Annotated in this window: 24 protein-coding genes; 15 read left to right on the top strand and 9 right to left on the bottom strand. The window is 68.5% G+C overall.

Translation table 11 applies throughout. From position 1 onward, the window contains the following. Positions 1 to 85 precede the first annotated feature (85 nt). The 3 genes from EPAKOI_RS21220 to EPAKOI_RS21210 all read right to left on the bottom strand — a co-directional run bounded on the left by EPAKOI_RS21220 (position 86) and on the right by EPAKOI_RS21210 (position 3,489). Positions 86 to 1,042, bottom strand: coding sequence for a patatin-like phospholipase family protein (locus EPAKOI_RS21220; RefSeq protein WP_423193574.1), 957 nt, complete (start codon positions 1,040 to 1,042; stop codon positions 86 to 88). 109 nt (positions 1,043 to 1,151) lie between these two features. Then, positions 1,152 to 1,676, bottom strand: a complete 525-nt coding sequence (locus tag EPAKOI_RS21215; RefSeq protein ID WP_423193573.1) for a helix-turn-helix transcriptional regulator — start codon at positions 1,674 to 1,676, stop codon at positions 1,152 to 1,154. A 286-nt stretch (positions 1,677 to 1,962) separates the two neighbouring features. Beyond that, positions 1,963 to 3,489: an acetyl-CoA hydrolase/transferase family protein gene (locus EPAKOI_RS21210; protein ID WP_313835896.1), complete on the bottom strand. Its 1,527-nt coding sequence runs from the start codon at positions 3,487 to 3,489 to the stop codon at positions 1,963 to 1,965. Positions 3,490 to 3,845: 356 nt separating this feature from the next. Between EPAKOI_RS21210 and EPAKOI_RS21205 the strand changes: the two genes are divergently transcribed. From EPAKOI_RS21205 to EPAKOI_RS21190, 4 genes are all read left to right on the top strand, one after another. Then, entirely contained in the window at positions 3,846 to 5,600 is a 1,755-nt protein-coding gene (locus EPAKOI_RS21205; RefSeq protein ID WP_124686335.1) for an FAD-dependent oxidoreductase, read from the top strand. A gap of 272 nt (positions 5,601 to 5,872) precedes the next feature. Next, entirely contained in the window at positions 5,873 to 6,124 is a 252-nt protein-coding gene (locus EPAKOI_RS21200) for a hypothetical protein (protein ID WP_124686336.1), read from the top strand. 310 nt (positions 6,125 to 6,434) lie between these two features. Next, positions 6,435 to 7,511, top strand: a complete 1,077-nt coding sequence (locus tag EPAKOI_RS21195; RefSeq protein WP_423193572.1) for an alpha/beta fold hydrolase — start codon at positions 6,435 to 6,437, stop codon at positions 7,509 to 7,511. A gap of 126 nt (positions 7,512 to 7,637) precedes the next feature. Further along, a complete protein-coding gene (locus EPAKOI_RS21190; RefSeq protein WP_124686338.1) occupies positions 7,638 to 8,117 on the top strand; it encodes a DUF1348 family protein in 480 nt (159 codons plus the stop codon). A gap of 264 nt (positions 8,118 to 8,381) precedes the next feature. On the opposite strand, the gene EPAKOI_RS21185 is transcribed toward EPAKOI_RS21190, so the two are convergent. After that, positions 8,382 to 10,118 (bottom strand): dipeptidase, encoded by a 1,737-nt coding sequence (locus EPAKOI_RS21185; RefSeq protein WP_423193570.1) that lies wholly within the window; start codon positions 10,116 to 10,118, stop codon positions 8,382 to 8,384. Positions 10,119 to 10,355: 237 nt separating this feature from the next. Between EPAKOI_RS21185 and EPAKOI_RS21180 the strand changes: the two genes are divergently transcribed. From EPAKOI_RS21180 to EPAKOI_RS21170, 3 genes are all read left to right on the top strand, one after another. Then, complete coding sequence (locus EPAKOI_RS21180; protein ID WP_124686340.1) at positions 10,356 to 11,087, top strand: glutathione peroxidase; 732 nt, start codon at positions 10,356 to 10,358, stop codon at positions 11,085 to 11,087. Positions 11,088 to 11,277: 190 nt separating this feature from the next. Next, positions 11,278 to 12,684, top strand: coding sequence for a dihydrolipoyl dehydrogenase (locus EPAKOI_RS21175; RefSeq protein WP_423193568.1), 1,407 nt, complete (start codon positions 11,278 to 11,280; stop codon positions 12,682 to 12,684). A gap of 200 nt (positions 12,685 to 12,884) precedes the next feature. Beyond that, positions 12,885 to 13,325, top strand: a complete 441-nt coding sequence (locus tag EPAKOI_RS21170; RefSeq protein WP_253700371.1) for a M23 family metallopeptidase — start codon at positions 12,885 to 12,887, stop codon at positions 13,323 to 13,325. On the opposite strand, the gene EPAKOI_RS21165 is transcribed toward EPAKOI_RS21170, so the two are convergent. Then, entirely contained in the window at positions 13,291 to 14,310 is a 1,020-nt protein-coding gene (locus tag EPAKOI_RS21165) for a lysylphosphatidylglycerol synthase domain-containing protein (RefSeq protein WP_423193566.1), read from the bottom strand. The two genes, EPAKOI_RS21170 and EPAKOI_RS21165, sit on opposite strands and share 35 nt — an antisense overlap. After that, a complete protein-coding gene (gene clsB, locus EPAKOI_RS21160; RefSeq protein WP_423193564.1) occupies positions 14,307 to 15,578 on the bottom strand; it encodes a cardiolipin synthase ClsB in 1,272 nt (423 codons plus the stop codon). The genes EPAKOI_RS21165 and clsB overlap by 4 nt, the downstream gene beginning before the upstream one ends. 191 nt (positions 15,579 to 15,769) lie before the next feature. On the opposite strand from clsB, the gene EPAKOI_RS21155 reads away from it, so the two are divergent. From EPAKOI_RS21155 to EPAKOI_RS21145, 3 genes are all read left to right on the top strand, one after another. After that, positions 15,770 to 16,627 (top strand): class II glutamine amidotransferase, encoded by an 858-nt coding sequence (locus tag EPAKOI_RS21155; RefSeq protein ID WP_423193562.1) that lies wholly within the window; start codon positions 15,770 to 15,772, stop codon positions 16,625 to 16,627. A 57-nt stretch (positions 16,628 to 16,684) separates the two neighbouring features. Then, positions 16,685 to 17,257 (top strand): TetR/AcrR family transcriptional regulator, encoded by a 573-nt coding sequence (locus tag EPAKOI_RS21150; RefSeq protein ID WP_423193561.1) that lies wholly within the window; start codon positions 16,685 to 16,687, stop codon positions 17,255 to 17,257. Between the two features lie 130 nt (positions 17,258 to 17,387). Continuing rightward, positions 17,388 to 18,542 carry an OpgC domain-containing protein gene (locus tag EPAKOI_RS21145; RefSeq protein WP_423194553.1) on the top strand — a complete coding sequence of 385 codons (1,155 nt, stop codon included), beginning with the start codon at positions 17,388 to 17,390 and terminating at the stop codon, positions 18,540 to 18,542. 153 nt (positions 18,543 to 18,695) lie between these two features. Here the strand turns inward: EPAKOI_RS21145 and EPAKOI_RS21140 are convergent, their stop codons facing one another. Next, on the bottom strand, positions 18,696 to 19,583 hold the full coding sequence (locus tag EPAKOI_RS21140; protein ID WP_313835910.1) for a LysR family transcriptional regulator: 888 nt from the start codon (positions 19,581 to 19,583) through the stop codon (positions 18,696 to 18,698). 134 nt (positions 19,584 to 19,717) lie between these two features. Here EPAKOI_RS21140 and EPAKOI_RS21135 point away from each other — a divergent pair, with 134 nt between their 5' ends. Genes EPAKOI_RS21135 through pcaD form a run of 4 tightly spaced genes read left to right on the top strand, consistent with a single transcriptional unit; the run spans position 19,718 to position 22,949 of the window. Then, positions 19,718 to 20,842 (top strand): muconate/chloromuconate family cycloisomerase, encoded by a 1,125-nt coding sequence (locus EPAKOI_RS21135; protein ID WP_423193560.1) that lies wholly within the window; start codon positions 19,718 to 19,720, stop codon positions 20,840 to 20,842. Between the two features lie 30 nt (positions 20,843 to 20,872). After that, positions 20,873 to 21,151: a muconolactone Delta-isomerase gene (gene catC, locus EPAKOI_RS21130; protein WP_124686350.1), complete on the top strand. Its 279-nt coding sequence runs from the start codon at positions 20,873 to 20,875 to the stop codon at positions 21,149 to 21,151. Positions 21,152 to 21,190: 39 nt separating this feature from the next. Beyond that, complete coding sequence (locus EPAKOI_RS21125; RefSeq protein ID WP_423193559.1) at positions 21,191 to 22,183, top strand: tripartite tricarboxylate transporter substrate binding protein; 993 nt, start codon at positions 21,191 to 21,193, stop codon at positions 22,181 to 22,183. Beyond that, on the top strand, positions 22,173 to 22,949 hold the full coding sequence (pcaD, locus tag EPAKOI_RS21120; RefSeq protein ID WP_423193558.1) for a 3-oxoadipate enol-lactonase: 777 nt from the start codon (positions 22,173 to 22,175) through the stop codon (positions 22,947 to 22,949). Before EPAKOI_RS21125 ends, pcaD begins: the two co-directional genes overlap by 11 nt. A 70-nt stretch (positions 22,950 to 23,019) precedes the next feature. On the opposite strand, the gene EPAKOI_RS21115 is transcribed toward pcaD, so the two are convergent. Both EPAKOI_RS21115 and EPAKOI_RS21110 read right to left on the bottom strand, forming a co-directional pair. Continuing rightward, positions 23,020 to 24,102, bottom strand: a complete 1,083-nt coding sequence (locus EPAKOI_RS21115) for a calcium:proton antiporter (RefSeq protein WP_124686353.1) — start codon at positions 24,100 to 24,102, stop codon at positions 23,020 to 23,022. Positions 24,103 to 24,223: 121 nt separating this feature from the next. After that, positions 24,224 to 24,391 (bottom strand): hypothetical protein, encoded by a 168-nt coding sequence (locus EPAKOI_RS21110; protein ID WP_313835918.1) that lies wholly within the window; start codon positions 24,389 to 24,391, stop codon positions 24,224 to 24,226. Positions 24,392 to 24,708: 317 nt separating this feature from the next. On the opposite strand from EPAKOI_RS21110, the gene EPAKOI_RS21105 reads away from it, so the two are divergent. Then, positions 24,709 to 26,823, top strand: coding sequence for a TonB-dependent receptor family protein (locus tag EPAKOI_RS21105; RefSeq protein ID WP_423193556.1), 2,115 nt, complete (start codon positions 24,709 to 24,711; stop codon positions 26,821 to 26,823). Positions 26,824 to 26,829: the final 6 nt, after the last annotated feature.

Raw genomic sequence — 26,829 nt, 5'->3', positions numbered from 1 at the left:
CGCGAAAAAACGGGATGCCTGGGCAGAGAATGCCAACACCGGGTGCCAGACCGTCGGCCGGCGCCCAACAGTCTGGATGGCCGGGCTAGTGGAGGCCGCGCTGGGTGGTCGAGTGGTCGTGCCCGTGATGGGTGGGGATGGCGCCGGGCGCGGGCATGCCGATGTCGGCGCTGCAGCTCGGGTTTTCGGCGTCGTGCTCGTGCGGCTCCAGCGCGCCGGGCACGCGGCGGCTTTCCAGCCCACCCGAGCGCAGCCACGCCAGCGTGGCCCCGGCCGCGCGGTCGATCAGCTCGCCGCAGCGGCTGTAGTCGTACGGCGAGACGTCCAGCGGACACAGCGGCGGCACGACGGCGATGTGCGCGTGATCGCCCCAGCGATCCAGGTCGTGCACGAGCTGGCGGGCCACCAGCAGCGACAGGGCGTTGAACGCGTGCTCGATTGCACCCTTGGGCGGCCGACGCTCCGCGCACGCAAAACCGGCCGGCAGCACGATGATCCGCGTGGCGCCCAGCCGGATCGCCGTGGACACCGGCGTGTTGTTGGCAACGCCGCCATCGATCAGCTTCTGGCCGTCGATCTCGACCGGCGGAAACACGCCGGGAATGGCGGCGCTGGCCAGCACCGCCTTGACCATGTTGCCCGACGACAGCACTACCTCCGCGCCGCTATGCATGTCGGTGGCCACGATGTGCAACGGCAGCCGGGCGTCCTCGATCCGGGCCTCGCCAAAATGGCGGGTCAGCAACCGCTTCAGCGCCTGCGACTCCACCAGATGCCCCCGGTTGCCCATGATCATCCCGAGCATGCTGCGCCACGACCACGGCAACACCTCCGCGCGCGTGATGCTGCGCCACAGGCCTTCCAGTTTCGCCGTGCCGTCGGCGTGCGGATTGCTGGCAAAGTACGCGCCATTGATGGCGCCCGCCGACGCCCCGATCACCAGGTCGGCCGATACCCCCCAGTTCACCAGCTCCCGGAGCATGCCGACCTCGATGGCGCCCAAACTGCCGCCGCCGGCAAACACGAATGCAGTCTTTTCCATGGTCTCGAAGATCGGGCGCGCGCCCGTCAATGGGTCAAATTGGCGTGGTGTGGAGAGAATAGGCCACTTCGCGGCCGGGCAAAAGCTCGGGGAAGTGCGAGGGGGCCGGTCAGGTTAGCAGCGGTTCGAGCTGCTGGCGGACTTCGGGCGGCAGGCGGGTTGCGCTGCGGGCAAGATTGACCTGCATGGTGGCCTGCGCCACATCGAGCAGGATCGGGTCGATGTCATAGCTGCCACGTTGGGCCAGCCAGTGCAGTACGTCGGCCAGATGCCAGACCGAGGCAGCCCCCTCGTGCACCGGCAACGGAAACGACGCCGAATGGCTTGTCATGAGCTTGCGCATGTTCTGGCGCGACACGCCGATGGTTTCCGCAACGTCGGTCAGGCCCACCAGATCGGGCGTAGCTTCGACCAGCCTTGCCGCGGGGACGGCCGCGCGGACGTCAGCCAGTGCGGTCACGATCGCCGCGTTGGCAGATTCCGCCTCCCGCGCGAACATCAGGGCGATGCGCCCGGGAATGCCGATGCCGACCAGGGCGTCGTCGCAGCCGGCCGCGCCCAGGCGTTCCACGATCTCGTCGTGATCGTTGTCGTCATTGGAAAGTTGGTATTTCAGCGTGAAGTTGTATTCCATGTCTTGTTCGACCCATCAGCCCCACCCACGTTAGGTTGCAAAGGGCCGGTTGTCAAGCGACAACATAAGCTGCGCTTGATCCACACCGACGCCCGCGCAGCCTACCAACCCGGCGACGCCATGTGGGGCTTTCATCACACTTTGTCACGCTCTCGCGCGGTTATGTGTCTGCAATTAACTGCCATGCGATCGCCCCGGCCGCATGCGTGGCCATCAAGAAAAAAGCCCGAAGCAAACGCTTCGGGCTTTCGCACCCATCACCAGCGAGTCGCCCCGCAGGCAAGCGTCAGGCCGCCAGTTCCTCGTTGGCTGCCTTGCCCGCCTGCGTCGGCATGGTGCCGTGCTCGCGGTAGTGGACGTGCCACGCGAACGCTTCTTCCAGTACGTGGGGTGTCTGGCCGCCCCGCAGGCAGGCGCGGCGGTAGTAGTCCAGCAGACCGTCGCGGTATGCCGGGTCGGCGCAGTTCTGGATGACCTGCAGCGCGCGCTCGCGTGGGGCCAGGCCGCGCAGGTCGGCCAGGCCGTGCTCGGTCACCAGGATGTCCACGTCGTGCTCGCTGTTGTCCACGTGCGTGACCATCGGGACGATGCTGGAGATCCGGCCGTCCTTGGCCACGGATTTGGTCACGAACACGGACAGGTAGGCGTTGCGCGCGAAGTCGCCCGAGCCGCCGATGCCGTTCATCATGTGCGTGCCGCCCACGTGGGTGGAGTTCACGTTGCCGTAGATGTCGCATTCCAGCGCCGTGTTGATCGTGATCAGGCCCAGCCGGCGCAGCACTTCGGGATGGTTGCTGATCTCCTGCGGCCGCAGCAGCAGCTTCTGGCGGTACCGGTCGATGTCGGCCAGCACGCGGTGGTACACCGGGGCGGACAGCGTCATCGACGCGGCCGAGGCAAAGCGCATCTTGCCGGCGTCGAGCAGCGCGATGGTGCTGTCCTGCAGGACCTCCGAATACATGGTCAGGTCGTGGAACGGCGAGTCGGCCAGCCCGTGCAGCACGGCGTTGGCGATCGTGCCGATGCCGGCCTGCAGCGGTTGCAGCGACGGCGCCAGCCGCCCCGCGCGCACTTCGCGCTCCAGCAGCGCGTTCAGGTGGCCGGCAATCTGGCTGGTCTCGGCGTCGGGCGGCAGCGCGTTCGACGGGCTGTCGTCGCGCGCCGTGATGACGATGGCCGCGATGCGGGCCGGGTCCACGGGGATGTAGGGCAGGCCGATGCGCTGCTCCACGGCGATCAGCGGGATCGGCTGGCGGTAGGGGCGTTGCACCGGGTAGGCGATGTCATGCAGCCCTTCCAGCCCGGCCGGCATGTTCAGGTTCAGCTCGACGATGACCTGCCGGGCCATCCGCGCGAAGCTGGCCGAGTTGCCGACCGACGTGGTCGGCACGATGCCGCCGGTCTCGGTGATGGCAACGGCCTCGATCACCGCCACGTCGACCGGGCCGATCTGGCCGCTGCGCAGCTGCTCGGCGGTCTCGCCAAGGTGCTGGTCGATGAACATGACCTCGCCGTCGTTGATCTTGCGGCGCAGGGCCGCGTCGGACTGGAACGGCAGGCGGCGCGCCAGCACGTTGCTTTCGGCAAGGATCCGGTCGGTGTCGTGGCCCAGCGATGCGCCCGTGATCAGCGTGATCTGCAGCGGATCGGTGGCGGCGCGGCGGGCCAGCGCCAGCGGCACGGCCTTGCAGTCGCCGGCGCGGGTGAAGCCGCTCATGCCGACGGTCATGCCGTCCTTGATCAGCGTCGCGGCGTCTTCGGCCGACATGATCCTGTCCTGGAGTGCGGCCAGGCGAATGCGATCGCGGTACATCTAGTCTCCTTGCTGGGGGCTGTCTGGTCTGCCGCCCGGGGCCCCGGAGGTCCGCGACGGACGGTGCGTCCTGAAGGCGCGCAGGACAGTGTAGCGAGCGCTTAATATTCTCACCATGATTTAAAGCTCTGGAAATCAGTCGGTTTTTTCATCGTCATGACGGTGGCACGCCGGCGGCGTAGCGTGCGAAACCATACAGGGGGCGCCCCGGACGACGCATGACCATGCGCAAGGACGGTGCATGCGCAGCGTGTCCCAAAGTCCGTCTGTGATTCCTGCCTAGGCGGATTACTATCTTCTGCAGCGCGGCCGGCGTACGGGCCAGGCAATCTTGACCACCGAACTTGGGGAACAGCATGGAGATGACGCAGGCAACGTCGGAACTCGACGCCCGGCCAGACAACGACGAGGTGCCGGGCGCGCAGGCGCCGGCGGCCGAACTGGAGGCGCCGTTCTCGAATCTGGAGACACGGCGCCATCAGATGTTTCCCACGCTGACGCAGGCCGAGATCGCGCGCATCCAGCGCTTTGGCCAGGTGCGCACGTGGCAGGCCGGCGAGCTGGTGTTCCGCGTGGGCGATGCGGGGCGCGGCATGCACGTGGTGCTGTCCGGCCGGGTGCGCATCGACCGGCGCGACGGCCTGGGCCATAGCTCGCCGATCACCGAGGAAGGGCCGGGCCAGTTCCTGGCCGAGGTCGGGCAACTGACCGGCAAGCCCGCGCTGGTGGATGCGGTGGCGCTGGAGGACTGCACGATCCTGGTCATCCCGCCGGCCAGCCTGCGCGCGTTGCTGGTGGCCGAGGCCGACCTGGGCGAGCGCATCATGCGTGCGTTGATCCTGCGGCGGGTGGGGCTGATCGAGCAGGGCGGCGGACCGGTGCTGGTGGGCAAGGGCACCCAGCCGCTGCTGCTGTCGCTGCAGGCGTTCCTGCGGCGCAACGGGCATCCGCACCGGGTGATCGACGTGGAGACCGACACCGATTCCGTCTGCCTGCTCGACCTGAGCAAGGCGCCGGCCAGCGACTTCCCGATGGTGATCTGCCCCGACGGCAGCGTGCTGCGCGCGCCCGACGAGGGCCAGCTTGCCAGTTGCCTGGGGCTGGTGCCCGAGTTCGATCCGGACCACGTCTACGACGTGATCGTGGTCGGCGCCGGGCCGGCCGGGCTGGCGACGGCGGTCTACGCGGCGTCCGAAGGGCTATCGGTGGCCGTGATCGATTGCCGCTCGCCGGGCGGGCAGGCGGGCGCCAGTGCGCGCATCGAAAACTATCTGGGCTTTCCGACGGGCATTTCCGGGCAGGCGCTTGCCGGCCGCGCGTTCGTGCAGGCGCTGAAGTTTGGCGCGCACCTGGCGATTCCGCTCGAAGCCCGCGCGCTGCATTGCGGCGAGAGCCCGATCGTGCTGGAACTGAACGACGGCCAGCGCATCCAGACGCGGACCGTGGTCATCGCCAGCGGCGCGCAGTACCGGCGTGCCGAGATCGAATCGCTGGACAAGTACGAGGGGCGCGGCGTCTATTACTGGGCGTCGCCGGTGGAGGCCAAGCTGTGCAAGGACGAGCACGCGATGCTGGTGGGCGGCGGCAATTCGGCCGGGCAGGCCGCCGTGTACCTGGCATCCCACGCGGCGGAGGTGCACATGCTCGTGCGCGGCGAGGGGCTGGAAGCCACGATGTCGCGCTACCTGATCGACCGCCTGCGCAGCCTGCCGAACGTCTACCTGCACACCCACGCGCAGATCACGGCGATGGAGGGCGACGGCTGGCTGTCCACGGTGCGCTACCGCGAGCGCGCGCAGGGCCCGGACTGCGTGGCCGTGCCGATGCGCCACGTGTTCCTGTTCATCGGCGCCGCGCCCAACACCGAATGGCTGCGCTCGTGCCACGTGGAGACCGACAACAAGGGCTTCATCCTGACCGGCTACGAGGCGCACCACTCGTGCACGGACCGGGCCGACTACACGCTGGAAACCAGCGTGCCCGGCGTGTTTGCGATCGGCGACGTGCGCTCGGGATCGACCAAGCGCGTGGCGGCGGCCGTGGGCGAGGGCGCCGCCGTGGTCGCGCAGATCCACCGCTACCTGGCCACGCTCCAGCACGCGCGGGTCTGACGCGCCGCCCCGAGGTTTACCCCCGGTGCAGGACCGAAGTCCCACGTCCTGGCACCGGGTTTTCCCGCGAACGCCCGGAAAACCGGGACACCCGTCTCCTACGCACCATCGCGCCATTTCCGACAATGTCGTCACGGATCGGCCAGCGCCATCCCGGCCAAGGCCATCCGTGTTCGTCTTCTGATCGGAGTTCAAAAGTTGGAGTAGTCGCGATGCGTACGTTTGTTGCAAAGACCCTGGTTGCCGTTTCCACAGTTTCCGCCGTTTCCGTATTGACCATCGGATTCGCCCCGGCCGCCCACGCGGCGTGGAGCGAAGCCTTCATGCCGGCGAACGGCTCGGCGCTGCATGTGGGCAAGTCCGCCTGCAAGCGCGGGGCGTTCGATCCTTACACCGACGGCGCCCGAATGGGGCCGCGCGATGCGTTCAGCGATGGCGGCAACCGCATGGGCCCGCGCGATGCGTACACCGACGGCGCCCGCAGCGTGGGCGGCCCGGGCGACTGCGCGATGCGCGCCGCCTGACGCCTGGCGCGTCACGCGGTCCGGGCCCGCCGCAGTCGGACGATGTCCGGCTGACGACGGCCGAGCTTGCTGATCCGGCGGGCCCCGGAACCGCCTTCCCGGCCGCATGGCAGCCCCGTGCGGCCGATTGTCTTGCCGGCGCGGGCCGGCAAGACGTGCCCATCCCCCAACCGTGGCGTATCCGATCCGGCGCGTGGCCCACGCCCCGCGTCTGGCCTTCCGCACATTGCGCGGCCGACTGTCCTCATCGCCCGTCCACCGGCGGCGGCACGCCGCGCCGCCTGTAACCTGCCCCGCGCGCGACCCGCCCATGCCGATGCTCAAGCAGCAGATCCGCCTATGCACCTGCCCGGACCGCGTACGCCTGGCGTATGCCATCACGGGCAGCGGCACGCCGCTGGTCAAGGCCGCCAACTGGATGAGCCACCTGGAGTTCGACGTCGGCAGCCCGGTCTGGAGCCACATGCTCTGCGCGCTGTCCGAGCAGCACACGCTGATCCGCTACGACGAACGCGGCTGCGGGCTGTCGGACCGCCATGTGGACGACCTGTCGTTCAACGCCTGGCTGCGCGACCTGGAAACCATCGTCGACGCGATGAACGTGGACCGCTTTGCGCTGCTCGGCATCTCGCAGGGCGCGTCCATCGCCGTGGCGTACGCGGTGGCGCACCCCGAACGGGTCAGCCACCTGGTGCTGCACGGCGGCTACGCGCGCGGCCGCCTGAAGCGCAACCAGGGCCCCGAGATGTGCGAGGAAGCCGAGCTGATGATCCGGCTGGCCGAGATCGGCTGGGGCCAGGAAAATCCGGCCTTCCGCCAGTTCTTCACCACGCAGTTCATCCCCGGTGGCACGGCCGAGCAGCACCGCTGGTTCAACGAACTGGAGCGTGTGTCGACGTCGCCGGTCAACGCCGCGCGCTTCATGCGGATCTTCAACGACATCGACGTGGTGGAGCTGCTGCCCCAGGTTGCGTGCCCGACGCTGGTGCTGCACGCCGTGCGCGACGCCCGCGTGCCATTCGACGAAGGCCGGCTGATCGCCAGCATGATCCCGAACGCGCGGTTCGTGCCGCTGGACAGTGGCAACCACCTGCTGCTGGAGTCAGAGCCGGCCTGGGAGCGCTGGATCGAGGAAGTGCGCGCCTTCCTGCCGGCACCGGCGCCGTCGACCGATCCGGCCTTCGGCACGCTGACGCGGCGCGAGCGCGACATCGTCGTGCTGATCGCGCAGGGCCGCGACAACGCCCAGATCGCCGCCCACCTGGGGCTGTGCGAGAAGACCGTGCGCAACCACATCACCAGCATTTTCTCGAAGCTCGAAGTGGAAAACCGCTCGCAGGCCATCGTCCTGGCGCGCGAATCTGGGTTCGACCGCCAGCGGGTATAGCCGCGCAGACGGCAATTTGTCCTTGACATACAGATCTGTCTACCCAACACTATGAGACAGATCTGTCTACATCAGGTCGACACGTATCCCATTCCGACGAATCCCATCCTTTCTGGAGCCTTGCCGATGTCGAGCCAACCCGAAGTCCGCCCGCCGCTGCCCCCGTTCACCCGCGAAACCGCCGCCGCCAAGGTGCGCGCGGCCGAAGACGGCTGGAACAGCCGCGATCCCAACCGCGTGGCGCTGGCCTACACCGTCGACAGCGCCTGGCGCAACCGCGCGGAATTCGTCAACGGCCGCGAGCAGATCGTCGCCTTTCTGGCGCGCAAGTGGCAGAAGGAACTGGACTACCGGCTGATAAAGGAACTGTGGGCCCACGACGGCAACCGCATCGCCGTGCGCTTTGCCTACGAATGGCACGACGACTCGGGCAACTGGTTCCGCTCGTACGGCAACGAGAACTGGGAATTCGACGAAAACGGCCTGATGCGCCGCCGCTTCGCATGCATCAACGACGCCCCGATCCGCGAGGCCGACCGCAAGTACCACTGGCCGCTGGGCCGCCGGCCCGACGATCACCCGGGCTTGAGCGAGCTGGGGTTTTGAGGGGGGGCTCCCCGTGCCTGCAGGGTCTTTTGCTCCCCTCTCCCGCGCGCGGGGAGAGGGGCCGGGGGTGAGGGCAGGCGGTCCAAATTGCGACCTGTCGGCAAGCAGATCCTCAACGCCCTCACCCCCAACCCCCTCTCCCCGCAGGCGGGAGAGGGGAGCAAACCGGGCCGGTCTGCGGGAAGCGAAATCGAAAATCGACAACCGACAAGAAACAACCGTCCCCCATCCCCGCTCCCCCATCCCCGCTCCCTGACCCACCCCTCACTGCATCCGTTCCAGGTTCCCCACCCGGACCAGCATCTCCGTGAACATCTGCATGTCCAGGTTCAGGTCGGAGACTTCCTTGTATTCCTTGGCGTTGTGGGCGGTGTACTTCTTGCCGGGCATGGCCGGGCCGAAGTTGATGGCGTTGGGCATCAGCTTGGCCGTGGTGCTGCCGGCCGTCGGCACGGGCTTGGCTTCGAGCCCGGTGGTGTCGCCGTAGATGTTCAGCAGCGTGGCCAGCCATGCGCCCTTGGGGTCGCGGGCCATCCAGTCGCCCTGGTCGTGCTGGATCTCCAGCGCGGTGCCGGTCCGGGACGACCACGCCTGGATGCGTTCCGCGATACGGCTGCGTAGCGCGTCGGGTGTGCTGCCGCGAGGCATGCGCACGTTGGCGGTGACTTCCAGCTTGCCGTTGCGTGCGCGGATCAGCGTGGGCGAGACCGTCAGCGGGCCCATGAAGTCGTCGCGATAGCCCACGCCAAGCTGTTCGGCCAGGTAGCCGGTGCCGTACAGGTCCGTCAGGTAGCGCGTGGCGCGTGCGTACTGGTTGTCGGCGAACGGCACGCCGGACGCCTGCAGGAACATCGCCAGGCGCGGTACCGGGTTCACGCCTTCCTCGGGCCGCGATCCGTGGGCCGAGACGCCCGTGACCTTCACGTCGACGGCGTCGGCGCTGCGCGCGATGTCGATCGAGAACTTGCCCTGCGCGGCGTGCTGCGCGATGAAGGCGTCGCGCGCGCGTTCCAGCGTGGCCGCCACCTGGTTCAGGTCGCCGCCGGTGATGCGCGCGGTGGCCGTCTGCGGGATCGCGTTGGCCGACGCCGCGCCCGCCATGGCGACGATGGCCGGCGTCTTGCCGTCCACCGGCTGGTCGGCAAAGCGCACGGTCAGCGCGCCGGAGCCTTTCTCGGCCACCACGGCCGGGTACTTGCTGTCCAGCACGATGTTGTACTCGGGCAGGGCGGTCTTGTCGCGGTAGTACTTCATGCCGTCGCCGCCGGTCTCCTCGGTGGTCTCGATCATCAGCCGGATCGTCCGCGCCAGCGGCACGCCGCTCTCGCGCACGGTCTTCATCGCGTAGAGCGCGGCGGCAATCGACCCCTTGTCGTCGATCGTGCCGCGCCCGTACAGGTAGTCGCCCACGCGCGTGACCTTGAACGGGTCGAGCTTCGTGCCGTCGTCGAGCATCCATTCGTCGGCCACCACGGGCACCACGTCGGCGTGCGTGAGGATGCCGAACGTCTCGCTGCCCTGGCCCGGCAGCGTCACCTCGAACACGCGGTTGTCGACGTTGCGGAACTGCAGGCCGAAGTCACGCGCCATGCGCGCCACGAGCTTGCCGAAATCGACGATGGCCGGGTTTTCGTGCTGCGGCACCTTGTCGTCGCGCACGGTGCGCAGCGCCACCATCTCGCTGATGCTGTCCAGCACCGCCTGGTGGTTGTGCACGCGGTTGTAGATGCCAAGCAGGCGGCCGATGTTGACCAGGTCGTCGCCGTGCAGCGGCTGGCTGGCGCGGTAGGCGCGCACGCTGCGGGTCAGCTTGGGGTCGGCCTTGACGGCCGTGTCCAGGAACGCGTTGAAGCTGGCGGGCGGCGTGGCGGTGGTGCTGGCCACGAGCTTGTCGATCTCGGGCTTGGCCAGCGGCGCGGCAATCGTGCTGCCGGGGGTGATGGCAAGCAGCGCGGCGGCTAGCAGGGTAGCCGCGGGCAGCCGGACGGGCAGGCGAGTCATGGATGGATGTCCCTTCGTGGTTTTTGGTGTGTGCGCATGATAGCCACGGCGGCACGTCAGCGAAAGCGGCCCGGGCACCACCCGATAGTCTGGGTCAATCGCCTTTCAACGATTGATAATAGTTAGTTTCAATGAGTGCCGTAAAAACAATAAATTTCCCGCATCACATTCAGACAGGGAGAATGCACTCCGTCGTCACCGCACGTGACGCCCAACTAACCCAAAGGAGTGTTTCCGATGCTGCAATCCCGTGAAGGCCAACGCGTTCCCAACGTCACGTTTCGAGTGCGTGACAACAACGAGTGGAAGGACGTGACCACGGCCGAGCTGTTCCATGGCAAGACCGTAGCGGTGTTCTCGCTGCCGGGCGCCTTCACGCCGACGTGTTCGTCCACCCACCTGCCGCGCTACAACGAACTGGCTCCTGCCTTCCGCGCCGCCGGCGTGGACGCCATCCTCTGCGTGTCGGTCAACGACACCTTTGTCATGAACGAGTGGAGCAAGGACCAGGAGTCCGAGAACATCGTCATGATCCCCGACGGCAACGGCGAGTTCACCGACGGCATGGGCATGCTGGTCGACAAGGCCGACCTGGGCTTCGGCAAGCGTAGCTGGCGCTATTCGATGCTGGTCAAGGACGGCGTGGTGGACAAGATGTTCATCGAGCCGGAAGAGCCGGGCGACCCGTTCAAGGTGTCCGACGCCGACACGATGCTGAACTACATCGCCCCGGACGCCCGCCGCCCGGACCAGGTGGTGGTGTTCTCGAAGGTTGGCTGCTCGCATTGCGCCAAGGCCAAGCAACTGCTGCAGGACAAGGGCTACGAGTACATCGACGTGCCGCTGGACAACAAGATCCGCGGCAAGGTGCTGGGCGCCGTGTCCGGTGAAATGACCGCGCCGCAGGTGTTCATCAACGGCAAGCTCGTGGGCGGCGCCGCCGCGCTCGAACAGTACCTGGGCGCCTGATCCTCCCCCCGCCCGGGCCCGGCTCCCCCGGCCGGTGTCCTGGGCACCTTTTCCCCCCGCACTCCAACCGCCGCCCATCGCGGCAACAACGTTGCAGTCGCCGGACCCGATGGCATTGCCTGGCCGCGCCATGGCGGGCCGTGCCATCCCATCCGCCGATTGATAGCCCGGCAGTACAAGGAAAACGACCATGAAAACGATTCAGACCGACGTGGCAGTGATTGGCGCAGGAACGGCCGGCCTGGCCGCCTACCGCGCCGCCATCGAAGCCGGCAAGCGCGCCGTGATCATCGAGGGTGGCGAGTACGGTACCACCTGTGCCCGCGTGGGCTGCATGCCGTCGAAGCTGCTGATCGCCGCCGCCGAGGCTGCCCACGAGGCGCGCCACACCGCCCCGTTTGGCGTCCATGTCGATGGCCCGGTGCGCGTGGACGGCCGCGAGGTCATGCAGCGCGTGCGCAGCGAGCGCGACCGCTTTGTCGGCTTCGTGGTGCGCGGCGTGGAGAATATTCCCGAGGCAGACCGCCTGCGCGGCCACGCCTACTTCATCGACAACACCATCCTGCAGGTGGGCGGCGACACCGTGGTGCGCGCCAGCCGCGTGGTCATCGCCACGGGCTCGCGCCCGGCCGTGCCGCCGCCGTTCGCGGTCTTCGGCGATCGCCTGATCATCAACGACGACGTGTTCGCCTGGGATGACCTGCCCGCCAGCGTGGCGGTCTTCGGCCCCGGCGTGATCGGGCTGGAACTGGGCCAGGCGCTGTCCCGGCTGGGCGTGCGGGTGCGCGTGTTCGGCGTGGGCGGTGGCGTGGGCCCGCTGACGGACCCGGACGTGCGGGCCTATGCCGCACTGGCGTTCCAGGGCGAATTCTCGCTGCTGCCCGACGCGAACGTCGTCGACATGCGCCGCGAAGGCGACGAGGCCGTGCTGACGTTCGACGACGAGACTGGCGCCCGGGTGACCGAACGCTTTGCCTACGTGCTGGCCGCCACGGGCCGCCGGCCGAACGTCGATACGCTGCAGATCGAGAACACCGCCCTGGTGCTGGACGCCCGCGGCGTGCCGGTCTTCGATCCGGTGACGCTGCAGTGTGGCGACGCGCCCGCGTTCATCGCCGGCGACGCCAACAACGTGCTGCCGCTGCTGCACGAGGCTGCCGACGAGGGCCGCATTGCCGGCGAGAACGCCGCGCACTGGCCCAAGCTGCGCCCGCTCAAGCGCCGCGCGCCCATCGCCGTGGTGTTCTCGGACCCGCAGATCGCCATGGTCGGCAAGCGCTTTGCCGACCTGACCCAGGGCAGCTTTGTCACCGGCGAGGTCAGTTTCGAGGGTCAGGGCCGCAGCCGCGTGATGCTGAAGAACCGGGGGCTGATGCACGTGTACGCGGACCGCGCCACGGGCCGCTTCCTGGGGGCCGAATGGATGGGCCCGCGCGCCGAGAACATCGCGCACCTGCTGGCGTGGTCGTACCAGCAGGGCCTGACCATCGCCGACATGCTGGCAATGCCGTTCTACCACCCGGTGGTGGAAGAGGGCCTGCGCACCGCGCTGCGCGACGCCCAGGCGCAGCTGACGCAACTCAAGGCCGCGGCCTGAGCGCAGCGTGACGGGGGCAGGGCGGGGCTGGGCGGGGCGGTGGGGCGGTGGGGCGGGAATCTCCGGCCGCCCGGTCGATCGAACGGCCTATGGAACCGACTCCCGTCCCCCGTTTTTCCTTGTCCCGCTGGATCGCGCCGGCGCTGCTCGTCGCCATCGCCTGGGCCGCGTGGCCGTGGCTGGCGCCGGCCATCGACCGGATGATCTACGCGGCCCGGCTGTCCGCGCAGCCCGCGCCGACGTCGCTGCCCGTGCCGGTGCAGGGCGTCTCGCGCAAGGCGCTGCGCGATACCTGGGGCGGCGCCCGCAGCGGGGGCCGCAAGCACGAAGGCATCGACATCTTCGCCAGCCGGGGCCGGCCGGTGCTGTCCGCCACCGAGGGCATCGTCACGCGGGTCGGCACCAACCGGCTGGGCGGCAACGTGGTCTGGGTGATGGGGCCGGGGCGGCAGATGCACTATTACGCCCACCTGGACGGCTACGCGCCGATCCGCGCCGGCGACCGTGTGGCGCCCGGCACCCCGCTGGGCTACGTCGGCGACACCGGCAACGCGCGGGGCACGCCGCCGCACCTGCACTACGGCGTCTATGGCGCGGGCGGCGCGATCAATCCCTATCCGCTGCTGACGGCTTCGCCATGAAGTCGCCGCGCGGCGTGGCCTCCACCGCGCCGGCCCGGGCGCCGCGCAGTTCCATCCACGCATAGGCTGCCGATGCGATGACCATCGGCAGCAGGTAGTACAGCGCGCGGTAGGCGATCAGCGCCGCCACCACCACATGCTCCGGCGCCACCGGGCGCAACATCACCACGAACACCGCTTCCAGCACGCCGATGCCGGCCGGGATATGCGCCAGCGCGCCGGCCACGGCGCCCACCAGCAGCGCGCCCAGCGCCTGCCAGAGCGTCACCTCCTTGGGCAGCAGCAGGTTCAGGATGCTGGCCAGCACGATCCAGTTGGTCACCGACAGCGCGTTCTGCAGCAGCGCGAACCGGAATCCGGGCAGCCGGAACACGTGCCGCTTGAAGCGGATGCTGCGCGTCCTGGCCTTGGCGCAGGCCAGCCAGTAGCCCAGCCCGCAGGCCAGCATCAGCACGCCCAGCGCGCGCAGCATCCACGGCGTGATGCCCCAGTCGGCCGGCAGCGTCGGCGGCATCGCCGTCAGCACCACGCCGGCCAGCAGCATGTAGCCCGTCCAGTTGGTGATGATGGCGATGGTGTAGATGCCCGCCACCTGCGACCCGCTGACGTTGGCGCGCGAATAGAGCCGCAGCCGCATGCCCAGCCCGCCGATCATCGCGCCCACGTTCAGGTTGAACACGTAGGCGATGAACGCGATGACCATCACGCGCGGCGCGGACAGGTGGTGGCCGGTGTAGCGGCGCCCCAGGATGTCGAACGACGCATGCAGCGCGAAGCTGACGCACGCCAGCCCCACCACCGGCAGCAGCGTGGCCACGTTGTAGGCTTTCAGCGACTGCCAGACCTGCGGCCAGTCCACGCCGCTGAGGCTGCGGTAGATCAGGTACACGACCACCGCCACGAACGCGATGCCGAGCACGCGCTTGACGATGGACCAGCGGATGCCGCGCCGCAGCGAGCGGCGGAGGTTGGTGGACGTCGTCATGGGCCATCCCCTTGCACGCGCTGCACGGGCGGCACGGGCCGCACCGGCATCGCGGCGGATTGTTCGGCCGGCGCGGGCACCTCGGGCGCCACCAGCCGGGGGGTATGCGCGGGCAGCCATCCCGCCCAGGCGGGAAACTTGCGCAGGAAGTGGAAGATCACCGGCGTGGCGATGCGGTGCCACCAGCGGCCATGGGCGTGGTCCGCCGCTGACACCTCGGTGCAGCTCCGCGACATCAGCCCGCGCAGGTTGTGCTTGAGCGTGGCGACGAACTCCGCATCGCGGATGATCAGGTTGGCCTCCAGGTTCAGCGACAGGCTCAGCGGGTCGAGGTTGCTCGATCCCACCGTGGCCCAGTCGTCGTCGACCACGGCCACCTTGCTGTGGTTCGGCCGCTCGCAGTATTCGAAGATCCGCACGCCCGCTTCGCGCAAACGGGCATAGAGCATGTCCACCGTGCGCTTGACCCACAGCATGTCGGGCCGGCCCTGCAGGATCAGGCACACGTCCACGCCGCGCCCGGCCGCCGCGCAGATCGCTTCCAGCAGCCGGTAGCCGGGCAGGAAGTAGGCGTTGGCGATGATCACCTCGCGCCGCACGGCGCGGATCGCCATCAGGTAATGGCGCTCGATGTCGTTGCGGTGGTCCTGGTTGTCGCGCGTGACCAGCAGCGCCGCGCCGGCCAGCGCCGGGTCGTAGCCGTCGCCCGCGCCCGGACGCGGCAGGCGGCGGCGCCGGCGCGCGTGGGGGCCGGTGGCGCCAGCATCGATCGCTTCGAGCATGAAGCTGCGGATGACCTGCGCGGCCGGGCCGTGCACTTCCACCGCGTAGTCCTGCTTGGACAGCGGGCTGGCCTTGACCAGGTGCTCGACGGACAGGTTGATGCCGCCGACGAATGCCAGCGACGCGTCCACGGCCACGAGCTTGCGGTGCAGCCGGCGGAACAGGTTGGTGCGCTTGCCAAGCAGCCGCCGGCCCGGCGAGAACAGGCGCAGCACCACGCCGGCCTCGGTCAGCCGCGCGATGTAGTCGGTCGACAGGTCGGCCGTGCCGAAGCCGTCGACGGTCAGCGCCACCTGCACGCCGCGGCGCGCGGCGCGGGCCAGCGCGTCGGCCAACTGGTTGCCGACGTCATCCTCGAACAGGATGAACGTTTCCAGCAGTACGGTGGCGCGGGCGGCGTCGATGGCGGCGATCAGGCGGGGGAAGTATTCCTCGCCGTTTTCCAGCAGCCGGAACCGGTTTCCGGTAGTCCATTCGTATTTCATTTCCGGCAACTAGCACGATTGATGCCTGCCGCGCCGCCTGCGTCCGGCGGGCGTTCCCGCCCCGCCGTGGTGGAAAACGCGCTGCCCGAACGGGCGTGCCATGTAGGAATTGCCCGGCTGGCAGGCAGGGCCGGCCCCTTGCTATCCTGAAGTGAAGACATCGCCCCCGCACCCGACAAGAGGAGAGCACCATGTGCCGTTGGCTGGCCTATTCGGGCCGCTCCGTGCCGCTAGAGGCCGTACTGTTCCAGCCCGAGCATTCGCTGATCGACCAGAGCCTGAACGCCCGCCTGGGGCATACCACCACCAATGGCGACGGTTTTGGCGTCGGCTGGTACGGCCGGCATTCCGAACTTCCGTTCCGCTACCGCTGCCTGCATCCGGCCTGGAGCGACACCAACCTGCGCGAGGCCGCCCGGGCCGTGCGCGCCCCGCTGTTTGTGGCGCACGTGCGCGCCGCCACCGGCACGCCCACGCAGGAGACCAACTGCCACCCGTTCCGCTTTGGCCGCTGGCTGTTTGCCCACAACGGGCTGATCCGCGAATATCCGCTGCTGCGGCGCGACCTGATGATGTCCGTGGCGCCGCACCTGTTCCGCTGGATCGAGGGCTCGACCGATTCCGAGGTGATGTTCTTCCTGGCGCTGACCTTCGGGCTGGAACGCGATCCGCAGGGCGCGCTGGAGCAGATGGCGGGCCTGATCGAGGAGGTCGGCCACCGGCACGACGTGGCATCGCCGCTCAACATGACCGTCTGCGTGACCGACGGCCAGCAGATCGTGGCGGCGCGCTATTCCAGCGAGCGCGATTCGCGGTCGCTGTTCCACAGCACGTCGTTCCGGCAGTTGCGGGCGCTGTACCCCGAAGACCCGCGCATCATCGCCGCCGGCGACGACGCCTTCCTGGTGCTGTCCGAGCCGCTGATCGACGTGCAGGGCGTGTGGGAGGAAATTCCCGAGGCGACCATCCTGGTGGCGCGCGGCGGCCAGATCGAGCAGCGCTGCTTTGAACCCCGGCTGCCGGACATGAACATCGCCCAGCGCGCGTGAAAGACAGACCTGTCTCCTATAATGGCGGGTATCCAGCCTCTTACTGAATAGACCGCCATGGCCACCCCTTCCGCCCGCGAGCGCATTCTCGATACCGCCGCACGGCTGTTCTACCGCGACGGCTACCGCGCCACGGGCATCGACCGCATCATCGCCGAGTCGGGCGTGGCGAAGATGTCGCTATATCGCCACTTTCCGTCGAAGAACGACCTGATCTTCGAATACCTGCAGCGGCGCCATGCGTTCTGGATGGACTGGTTCGAGGCGGGCGTGCGGCAGCGGCTGGCCGCGCGGGCCAACCTCGACGTGCTGGCCGATACGCTGGGCGAGTGGTTCGGCACCGACGACTTCCGCGGCTGCGCGTTCATCAACATGGTGGCCGAGTCGGGCGGCGGCGCCGGCGACGACCCCCGGCTGCTGGAGCAGGCCGTGTCGCACAAGGCGTCGCTGCAGCGCTTCGTGGCCGCCGTGGCGGCCGAACTGGGACTGCGCCAGCCCGACCAGGTGGCGCAAGAGGCCATCCTGACCATCGAAGGCATGATCGTCCGCGCCCAGACCACCCACGATGCGGCGGTCGTGGCGGCGGGACGACGCTCGCTGGCCCGGCTTCATGCCGCTTACGTCACCTGACAACATCGCGTAACGCACTGAAACACTGCCATACAAGGTAAACCCTGAGGTCACGGTAAGATGCGGGCCGTGATTGCCGCGTGGCGCCCTGGGCTGCCGGCAAGCCTTGGGAAGCCCGTCCTTGAACGCAGTGAACAACAACCAGCGGCGCACCGAGATCGACCTGATTCGCGGAATCGCGCTGCTCTTCATCGTGGTCGATCACGTCAATGGCAGCGTGCTGGCCGACTACACGATCCGCAATTTCCAGCTCTTCGACGCCGCCGAGGTGTTCGTCTTCCTGGCCGGCTATTCGGCCGGCGCCGCGTATCTGGCGATGGAGGCCCGCCACGGCGCCAGCGCCGCGCGTCGCCGCCTGCGCCGCCGTAGCTGGGAAATCTACCAGGCGTTCGTGCTGACCGGCGTGCTGATGCTGCTGTTCGGCCTTGTGCTGGCGATGTGCCGCATCCCCGCGCCAGCCGTGCGCGCCACCGAGGCGCTCGATTTCATGGCGCAGCCGCTGGCCACCGTGCTGGAGGTGATCGGGCTGGCGCGCCAGCCGTTCGTGTCCGACGTGCTGCCGATGTACGCGGTATTCATCGGCCTGGCCCCGCTGGCCATCCGCTGGGCGCGCGCGCAGCCGCTGGCGTTCATCTGCGGCAGCGTGGCGCTGTGGATCATGTCGCCGACGCTGCTGCCGCTGCTGCCCAGCAGCGAACCACGCGGCTGGAGCTTCAACCCGTTCGCCTGGCAGTTGATGTTCGGCATGGGCCTGCTGGCCCGGCTGCGGCCCGACTTTGTGCTGCCGCAGCAGGCGCTGGTACGCCGCGCCTGCACGGCCGGCGCCGTGGTCGTGGCGCTGGTCTGCATGGCGGCCGCCTACCTCTGGATGCGTCCGCACCTGTACGAAGCCTGGCTGCCCGCGTGGATTCCGACCATGGCCTTTCCGCTGCCCAAGCAAAGCCTGGCGGCGCTGCGCGTGGTCAGCTTCCTGGGGCTGGCATGGCTGGTCTACCTGGCCGTGCGCGCCGGCTGGATCGCCCGGCTGGCGCGTTTCATGGGCCCGGTGGTGCAGATTGGCCGCCACAGCCTGTTCTGCTTTGTGCTGGGCGCCGTGGTCTCGGTGGGCATCGAAGGACTGACCTACGGCGTGGCCGGCGGCCGGCCCACGCGCCCCGTCGCCCTGACCGGCGACCTGATCGCCGTGGCGGTGCTACTGGTGGTGGGCGGCTGGTACGGCCGCCGCAAGGACGCCCGGAAGATGGCGGCAAAGCAGGCCGCGTCGGCAAAGATGGTGTCGGCGTAGGGGAGGGCGTGGCTCCCCTCTCCCGCCTGCGGGAGAGGGGGCTGGGGGTGAGGGCGTTGAGGATCTGCTTGCCGACAGGTGGCAATTTGAACCGCTGGCCCTCACCCCCGACCCCCTCTCCCGCGCGCGGGAGAGGGGAGGAAAACCGTTCCTCTACGATAAATCGCCTGCCTGCGCCCTGACCCATGCCACGGCGCGCGCCAGTTGCGGCGACGTGTCCCCGGCGCGGTGGCTCATGATGACCGGCGAGACGAAGCCGGGGGCGTCGACCGGCACGTAGCGCACGTCGTCCCGATGCAGCCGCTGGACCGACGACGGCACCAGCGTGATGCCCAGCCCTGCGGCCACCAGTCCCAGCGCGGTCTGGAGTTCGTTGGCTTCCTGCACCACGCGCGGCTGCAGGCCCTGGGCGCGGAACAGCGACAGCACGTGGTCGGCGTAGCTGGGCCGGGGGCGGGCCGGATAGAGGATCAGCGGCTGGCGCGCCAGCGTCGCGGCGTCGAACGGTCCGGCCGGCGCCGGCGCGGTCACCGGCATTGCGGCCACCAGCGTCTCGGCCATCACCACCTGCTGGACGATGGCGGCATCGCCGAACGTCAGGCGGCCGAACGCCAGATCGATCCGGCCGGACTTCAGCGCTTCGAGCTGCTGGACGGTAATCATCTCGGTCAGCCCGACCTCCACCTCGCTGTCGTCGCCGCGCAGCACGCGGATCAGCTCCGGCAGCACCCCATACAGTACCGACGGCACGAAGCCGATGCCGAACCAGCGCTTCTCGTTGCGGCCGATGCGCCGCGTCCCTTCCAGCGTTTCCTCCAGTCGCTGCGTCAGTTGCAGCGATTGCTCCAGCAGGAAGCGGCCCGCCTCGGTCAGCTTCAGCCCGCGCCCGACCCGGTCGAACAGTGGCACGCCCACCTCTTCCTCGAATTGCCGGATCTGGCGCGACAGCGGCGGCTGCGCCATGTGCAGCTTTTCTGCCGCCCGCGTCACATTGAGTTCCTGGGCAACGGTCTGGAAATAGCGAAGATGGCGGAGTTCCATGGCGGGGAGCGGGCAGGGCAGTTGCATACCCGGAAGGTATCGATCGAGACATCATCGGTCTTGGACGCACCAAAGGTCAAGGTCCATACTGCGAGGCAAGAACGCTATTGCATGGAAAAGGTATGACTTCGGGTATGACAGCAACGATTTTCGCCATCGAGGCCGTCCTGGTGGACCTGCCGACGATCCGCGCCCACCAGCTGGCGATGGCCACGATGCAGCAGCAGACGCTGGTGATCGTGCGCCTGCGCTGCAGCGACGGCGTGGAGGGTATCGGCGAGGCCACCACGATCGGGGGCCTGTCCTACGGCGACGAAAGCCCCGAAGGCATCAAGCTGACGATCGACACCTACCTGGGGCCCGCGCTGGCCGGGCAGGACGCCACCAACATCCACGCCGCGATGGCCCGCCTGAACAAGGTGGCGCGCGGCAACCGGTTTGCCAAGAGCGCGCTGGAATCGGCGCTGCTCGACGCGCAGGGCAAGCGGCTGGGCGTGCCGGTGGCCACGCTGCTGGGCGGCGCGGTGCGCAGCACGCTGCCGGTACTGTGGACGCTGGCCAGCGGCGACACGGCCCGTGACATCGAGGAAGCCGAGCAACTGCTGGAGGCACGCCGCCACAACACGTTCAAGCTCAAGATCGGCCGCCGCAGCGTGCGCGACGACGTGGCGCACGTGTCGGCCATCAAGCGCGCACTGGGCGACCGCGCGCGCGTGACCGTCGACGTCAACCAGGCGTGGAACGAGGCCGACGCGGCCACGGGCATTGCCATGCTCGAAGCGGCCGGCATCGACCTCGTCGAGCAGCCCACCCCGCGCGAGCACCGCACCGCGCTGGCCCGGCTGGCCGCGCGCTTTGTCGTGCCGATCATGGCCGACGAGGCCGTGACCGGCCCCGAGGACGCGATGGAACTGGCGCGGCTGGGCGCGGCCGACGTGTTCGCGCTCAAGATCGCCAAGTCGGGCGGCATCTTCGGCATGCTGCGCACGGCCGCGGTGGGCGACGCCGCCGGCATTGCGCTGTACGGCGGCACGATGCTTGAAGGCGCCGTGGGCACCATCGCGGCGGCCCATGGCTTCTGCACGCTGCCGCAACTGGCATGGGGCACCGAACTGTTCGGCCCACTGCTGGTAAAGGACGACATCGTCGCCGAGCGGCCCGTCTTCAAGGATTTCGCGCTGCACCTGCCGCAGGGCCCGGGGCTGGGCCTGGAGATCGACGAGGACAAGCTGCGCCACTACCGCCGCAAGGCGGGCTGATTCCCGATACACAGGACACAGGAGACCACGATGCTGTTTCTCGTCAGGATGGACGTGCAGATCCCGCACGACCTGCCGGCCGACACGGCCGACGCGATCAAGGCACGCGAAAAGGCGTACGCACAGGACCTGCAGCGGCAGGGCAAGTGGCAGGCGCTCTACCGCGTGGTGGGCGAGTACGCCAACTACAGCGTGTTCGACGTGGAGTCGAACGACGAACTGCACACGCTGCTGTCCGGCTTGCCGCTGTTCCCGTACATGAAGATCCACGTCACGCCGCTGGCGCGGCACCCGTCGTCGATCCGCTGAAGCGGACCGCGGCGCCATAGAAGAGAAGGAACGGAGACAATGATTACCCTGCTGCAACGCCCGGCTGGCCTGCCGGCCGCACTCGCCCTGACCGCCGCGCTGCTGTGCGCGGCCGCCGCGCCGGCCCACGCCGCGTATCCCGACCACCCGATCCGCTGGGTCGTGCCGTTCCCGGCGGGCGGCGCGATGGACAACATCGCCCGCACGCTGGGCGAGGAAATGTCGAAGACGCTGGGCCAGTCCATCGTCGTGGAAAACCGGCCCGGCGCCGGCGGCAACATCGGCGCCGAACTGGTGGCCCGTGCGCCGGCCGACGGCTACACGCTGATCATCGTGGCCAACGGCATGGCCGTGAACCCGGCGCTGTACGGCAAGCTCAACTACGACCCGGTGAAGGATTTCGCGCCGGTCTCGCTGCTGGCCGTGGTGCCCAACGTGCTGGTGACCAACAAGGCCCGTAACCCGCAGAAGACCGTGGCCGAGGTCATCGCCAGTGCCAGGGCCAAGCCGGGCAAGTACACGTATGCGTCGGCCGGCAACGGCACGTCGATCCACCTGGCGGGCGAGCTGTTCACGTCGATGGCCAAGGTCGACATGCTGCACATCCCGTACAAGGGCTCGGGTCCGGCGATGACCGACCTGCTGGGCGGCCAGGTGGACTACATGTTCGACAGCATCACGTCGGCCAAGCCCCATATCGACAGCGGCAAGCTGACCGCCATCGCGGTGACCACCAGCAAGCGGTCGTCGGCGCTGCCCAACGTGCCGACCGTGGCCGAGGCCGGCGTGCCCGGCTACGACCTGTCGCCATGGTTCGCCGCGTTCGTGCCGGCGCGCACGCCGCCGGCCGTGGTGGAGACGCTGAACAAGGCCATGCTCGACGCGCTGAAGAAGCCCGCCGTGCAGCAGCGCCTGGCCGGCATCGGCGCCGAGCCGATCGGCAGCTCCCCGGCGCAGTTGAAGGACCACCTGGCGCGCGAAACGGTCAAGTGGGGCGCGCTGATCCGCGAGCGGGGGATCCATGCCGATTGAGCCAGGCCGCCAGTTGCACTACGTGATCGAGGGCGACGCGGACAAGCCCGTGCTCGTCATGTCGAATTCGCTTGGCACCACGCTGGAAATGTGGGACCCGCAGATGCCGGCGCTGACCCAGAACTACCGCGTGCTGCGCTACGACACGCGCGGGCATGGCCGTTCGGCGCTGCCGGCCGGGCCGTTCGACATGGCCGACCTGGCCGCCGACGTGATCGCGGTGATGGACCACGCCGGCGTGGCGCGCGCGCATTTCTGCGGCTTGTCGATGGGCGGGATGACCGGGATGGTGCTGGCCCGGCACCACGCCAGCCGCTTCGGCCGCTTCGTGCTGGCCAACACGGCTGCGCTGATCGGCCCGGCATCGGTCTGGGACACGCGCATCGCCACCGTCCAGCGCGACGGCATGGCCGCCATCGTCGACGGCGTGCTGGCCCGCTGGTTCACCGACCACTACCTGCTTACGCGCCGCGACGAACTGGCGCCGGTGCGGCGGATGCTGGACACCGCGAGCCCGGCCGGCTACACGGCCAACTGTGCCGCCGTGCGCGACGCCGACCTGCGCGGCCTGCTGGGCGCCATCGACGCTCCGGTGCTGGTCATCGCCGGCGAACACGACCTCGCCACCACGCCCGCCCAGGGCCGCGAAGTCGCCGCATCAATCCCGGGCGCGCAATACGCAGCACTGCCCGCCGCGCATCTGTCGAACTGGGAATTGCCGGAAGCGTTTGGAAATGCGGTGGTGGGGTTCCTGGGGCAGCGGTAAGCATCCGAACCCCGCCGTGCTCCCCGCTCCCGCCCTGGGGAGCGGGGAGGCAGCGGGCGTGGCGCAGCGGCTACGGCACCACCGTCAAGAACAGATACGCCGCGAAAATCACCATATGCACCACGCCCTGCAGGATCGTGGTGCGGCCCATGCCCAGCGTCAGCGACGCGACGATCATCGTCAGGAACAGCAGCACCATCTCCTTGGGGTTGAGCCCGAGCTCGATTGTCCGGCCCAGCGAGATGAAGACCACGGCCACGGTCGGGATGGTCAGGCCGATGCTGGCCAGCGCCGAGCCCAGCGCCAGGTTCAGGCTGGTCTGGATGCGGTCTGACCGCGCGGCGCGTAGCGCGGCCAGCCCTTCGGGCAGCAGCACCATCGCGGCGATCACCACGCCCACCACGGCGGCCGGCAGGCCCGCTTCCGCCACGGCCTTCTCTACCGACGGCGACAGCAGCTTGGCCAGCGCCACCACGGCCACCAGGCAGACCAGCAGCAGCGCACCACTGGCCGCGGCCACGCGCCCCGGTGGCGGCGGTGCGTGGACGTTCTCGTCGCGGGTGCCTTCCACCAGGAAGTAGTCGCGGTGCCGCACGGTCTGGACGAACACGAAGCAGCCGTAGAGCAGCAGCGACATCACGCCCGAGAACGCCAGTTGCGACGGCGAAAACGCCGGCCCCGGCGTGGTGCTGGTGAAGTTCGGCAGCACCATGGTCAGCCCGAGCAGCGTGACCAGGATGGCCATCGCGGCGTTGGCGCCGGGCGCCTGGAACGCCTGCTCGCGGTGGTGCAGCGCGCCGACGAACAGGCAGACGCCGACGATGCCATTGCAGATGATCATCACGGCGGCGAATACCGTGTCGCGCGCCAGGCCTGATTTCTCCGGGCCCGAGGACAGCATCACGGACACGATCAGCGCTACCTCGATCACCGTCACGGCGATGGCCAGCACCAGCGTGCCGAACGGCTCGCCCACCTTGTGCGCCACCACCTCGGCGTGATGCACGGCCGAGAACACCGCGCCGGCCAGCGCGATGGTCATCACCGCGATTGTCCAGATCTGACCCGTCATCAGAAGGCCCAGGCCGAAGGCGGCCCAGGCGGCCAGCGGCGACCAGATGGTCCACGCCGGCAGCTTGTTTGAAGTTGCCATGTTTGTTCCCTTTCTTCTTGTGGCTCACAGGTGCGAGCGTGCGCCCCGCGGAACGCGGGCGCAAGAGGTTCAGGCAACGCAGGCAGGCGGCAGTTCCCGCCGGGGGCGATTTGGCGCGCGATCAGTCCGCGGCGGGACCAGGCGCCGGGGCGCCGGCGCGCTTGTCGCGGCGGGGCGCGGGCGGATCGAGATCGCGCAGGGCGGGGTGGTGCCGGTAGATCCAGCGGGCCGCCACGATGACGACCACCAGAAACGCCACACCATATCCGACGAAGGAGACTGCATGCATGGTTCTGACCCGGTTGGTCCGGCTCTTCTGGCCGGTGGAGGGTCAGTATGGGTGCCCGGCCGTCGTGCGGACACCCTCTATCGGAGGGGCGCAACCATCACCCATCCGAGGGCTGCACGAATGGCGAGGGTGTGCTCCAGCCGGACCGTTTGAGCGGTCAACCAACCGGTCAGATTCTGCCAAATGTCGTGCCCGGGCAACACATTGTCGCAGCCGCAATACATTACGGCCGTCATTCGATGTCAAGGCTACAAACGCGAACTGTTATCACTTACATTCATGGCCTTTCGTAAGCATCTTGTGACAAGGGATTGACCATGAGTTCGAGCCGCCGACCACTGCCAGCCGTCGCGCCCCATTTCACGCTGTGCGCCACGGCGCTGGCCGTCTCCACGCTGTGCCTGATGCCGCAACTGGCGGTCGCCCAGACGGCCGATGCGCCGGCGGCGGGCTCGGAAAAGATGCTGGAAACGGTCCAGGTGTCCGGCAACTGGCTCGGTACCGGCCTGCAGAACAGCGTGAAGACCTTTCCCGGCGCGCGCACCGTGGTCAACGAGCAGCAGATCGAACAGAGCGGCGCCCAGAACATCGGCGACGTGATGCGCCGCATCCCCGGCGTGCAGTCGACCGACAACTCGGACACGGCCGGCAGCGCCATCTCGCTGAACATCGGCGTGCGGGGCCTGACCGGCCGCTACACGCCGCGCTCCACTGTGCTGCTGGACGGTATCCCGATGGCCGTGGCGCCGTACGGCCAGCCGCAACTGTCGTTCGCGCCGGTCAGCCTGGGCAACATCGAGTCGATCGACGTGGTGCGCAGCGGCGGCGCCGTGCGCTACGGGCCGCAGAACGTGGGCGGCATCATCAACTTCAACACCAAGCCGATTCCGGGCGTGTTCAGCGGCGACGCGTCGGTGCGCCAGAACATCTTCACCGAAGGCGGCGGCAACAACACCCAGTACAGCGCGTTTGTCGGCACCACGCTGGACAGCGGCCTGGGCATCGCGCTGCTGTACTCGGGCATGACCGGCCGCGAATGGCGCAAGGGCAGCGACGACGACGTCAACGATCTGGCCGTCAAGTTCGCGTACGACATCACGCCCACGTCGCAGGTCTACGGCAAGCTGTCGTACTACGACGTGAAGTCCCGCACGCCGGGCGGCCTGACCGTGGCGCAGTTCAACGCCGACCCGTTCCAGAACACGCGCCCGAACGACTACTGGAGCGGCAATCGCTACGGCTTCGACCTGGGCTACGTGAACACGATCTCGGCGAACCAGGAGTTCGAGATCCGCACGTTCTTCAACGACAGCTACCGCCAGAGCACGCTGCAGCAGAGCGCCACGGTCATCGCGCACCAGCCGCGCAACTACACCACGTTCGGCGTGGAGCCGCGCTACACGCAGCGCTTCGGGCTGGGCCCGACCACGCATGACGTGACGGTCGGCTACCGCTACATCCGCGAGCGCGGCGACGACAACCAGTTCAGCACCACGATCCGCACCGGCGTGAACGGCCCGACCACCACGTTCGACAACGCCACCGACGCCCACGCGGTCTACATCGACGACCGCATCGCCTACGGCAACTGGCGCATCGTGCCGGGCGTGCGGTTCGAGCACATCGACACCACGCGCCAGCAGCGCAACACGCCCACGCAGTGGGACAGCGTGAACAACAAGGCGCTGCCGTCGATCAACGTGTCGTACCTGGTCAACAGTGCCTGGACCGTGTTTGCCGACTACAGCACGTCGTTCGGCCCGGTGCAGAACACGCAGCTCAACTCCCAGACGCCGAACAACCCGCTGCAGCCCGAAGTGGCCAAGACGTTCGAAGTGGGCACGCGCTGGACGGACAACCGCATCAAGGGCGAGCTGACGGCCTTCAAGATCAAGTTCGACAACCAGATCCTGCAGGTGCCGGGCCTGTTCCCGGCCACGTTCCAGAACATCGGCGCCACCGACCACGACGGCGTGGAAGCGGCCATCGACTACACGTTCGAGCGCGGCAGCCTGCTGGGCGGCCTGAACCTGTACGCCAACTACACCTACACGCGGGCCATCCAGAAGTCGGGCACCACGGCGGGCCTGGACGTGCCGTTCTACTCGCGCACCACCGACACGCTGGGCGCGCGCTACGACTGGCGGAGCTGGACGTTCAACGTCTCGACCACGCACCAGAGCAAGCAGTACGCCGACCTGGCCAACACGGTGGCCGAGACGCCGGACGGCGCCAACGGCCTGATCCCGGGCTTCCGCACGTGGAACATCCAGGCGATGTTCAAGGTGCCGCAGCGCAAGAACACCGACATCGCCATCGGCATCAACAACCTGTTCGACAAGCGCTACTACACGCGCACGACCGACAGCAACGCGGGCCGCCTGGTCGGCGCGCCGCGCATGGTCTACATCCAGGCGCGCGCAGGGTTCTGACGGCGA

Source organism: Cupriavidus sp. H18C2, from assembly GCF_049393795.1.
In the GTDB taxonomy this organism is placed as follows: Bacteria; Pseudomonadota; Gammaproteobacteria; order Burkholderiales; family Burkholderiaceae; genus Cupriavidus; species Cupriavidus pauculus_C.
The sequence above is the reverse complement of the archived record's forward strand: the minus strand, read 5'-3'. Positions and strand labels throughout refer to the sequence as shown.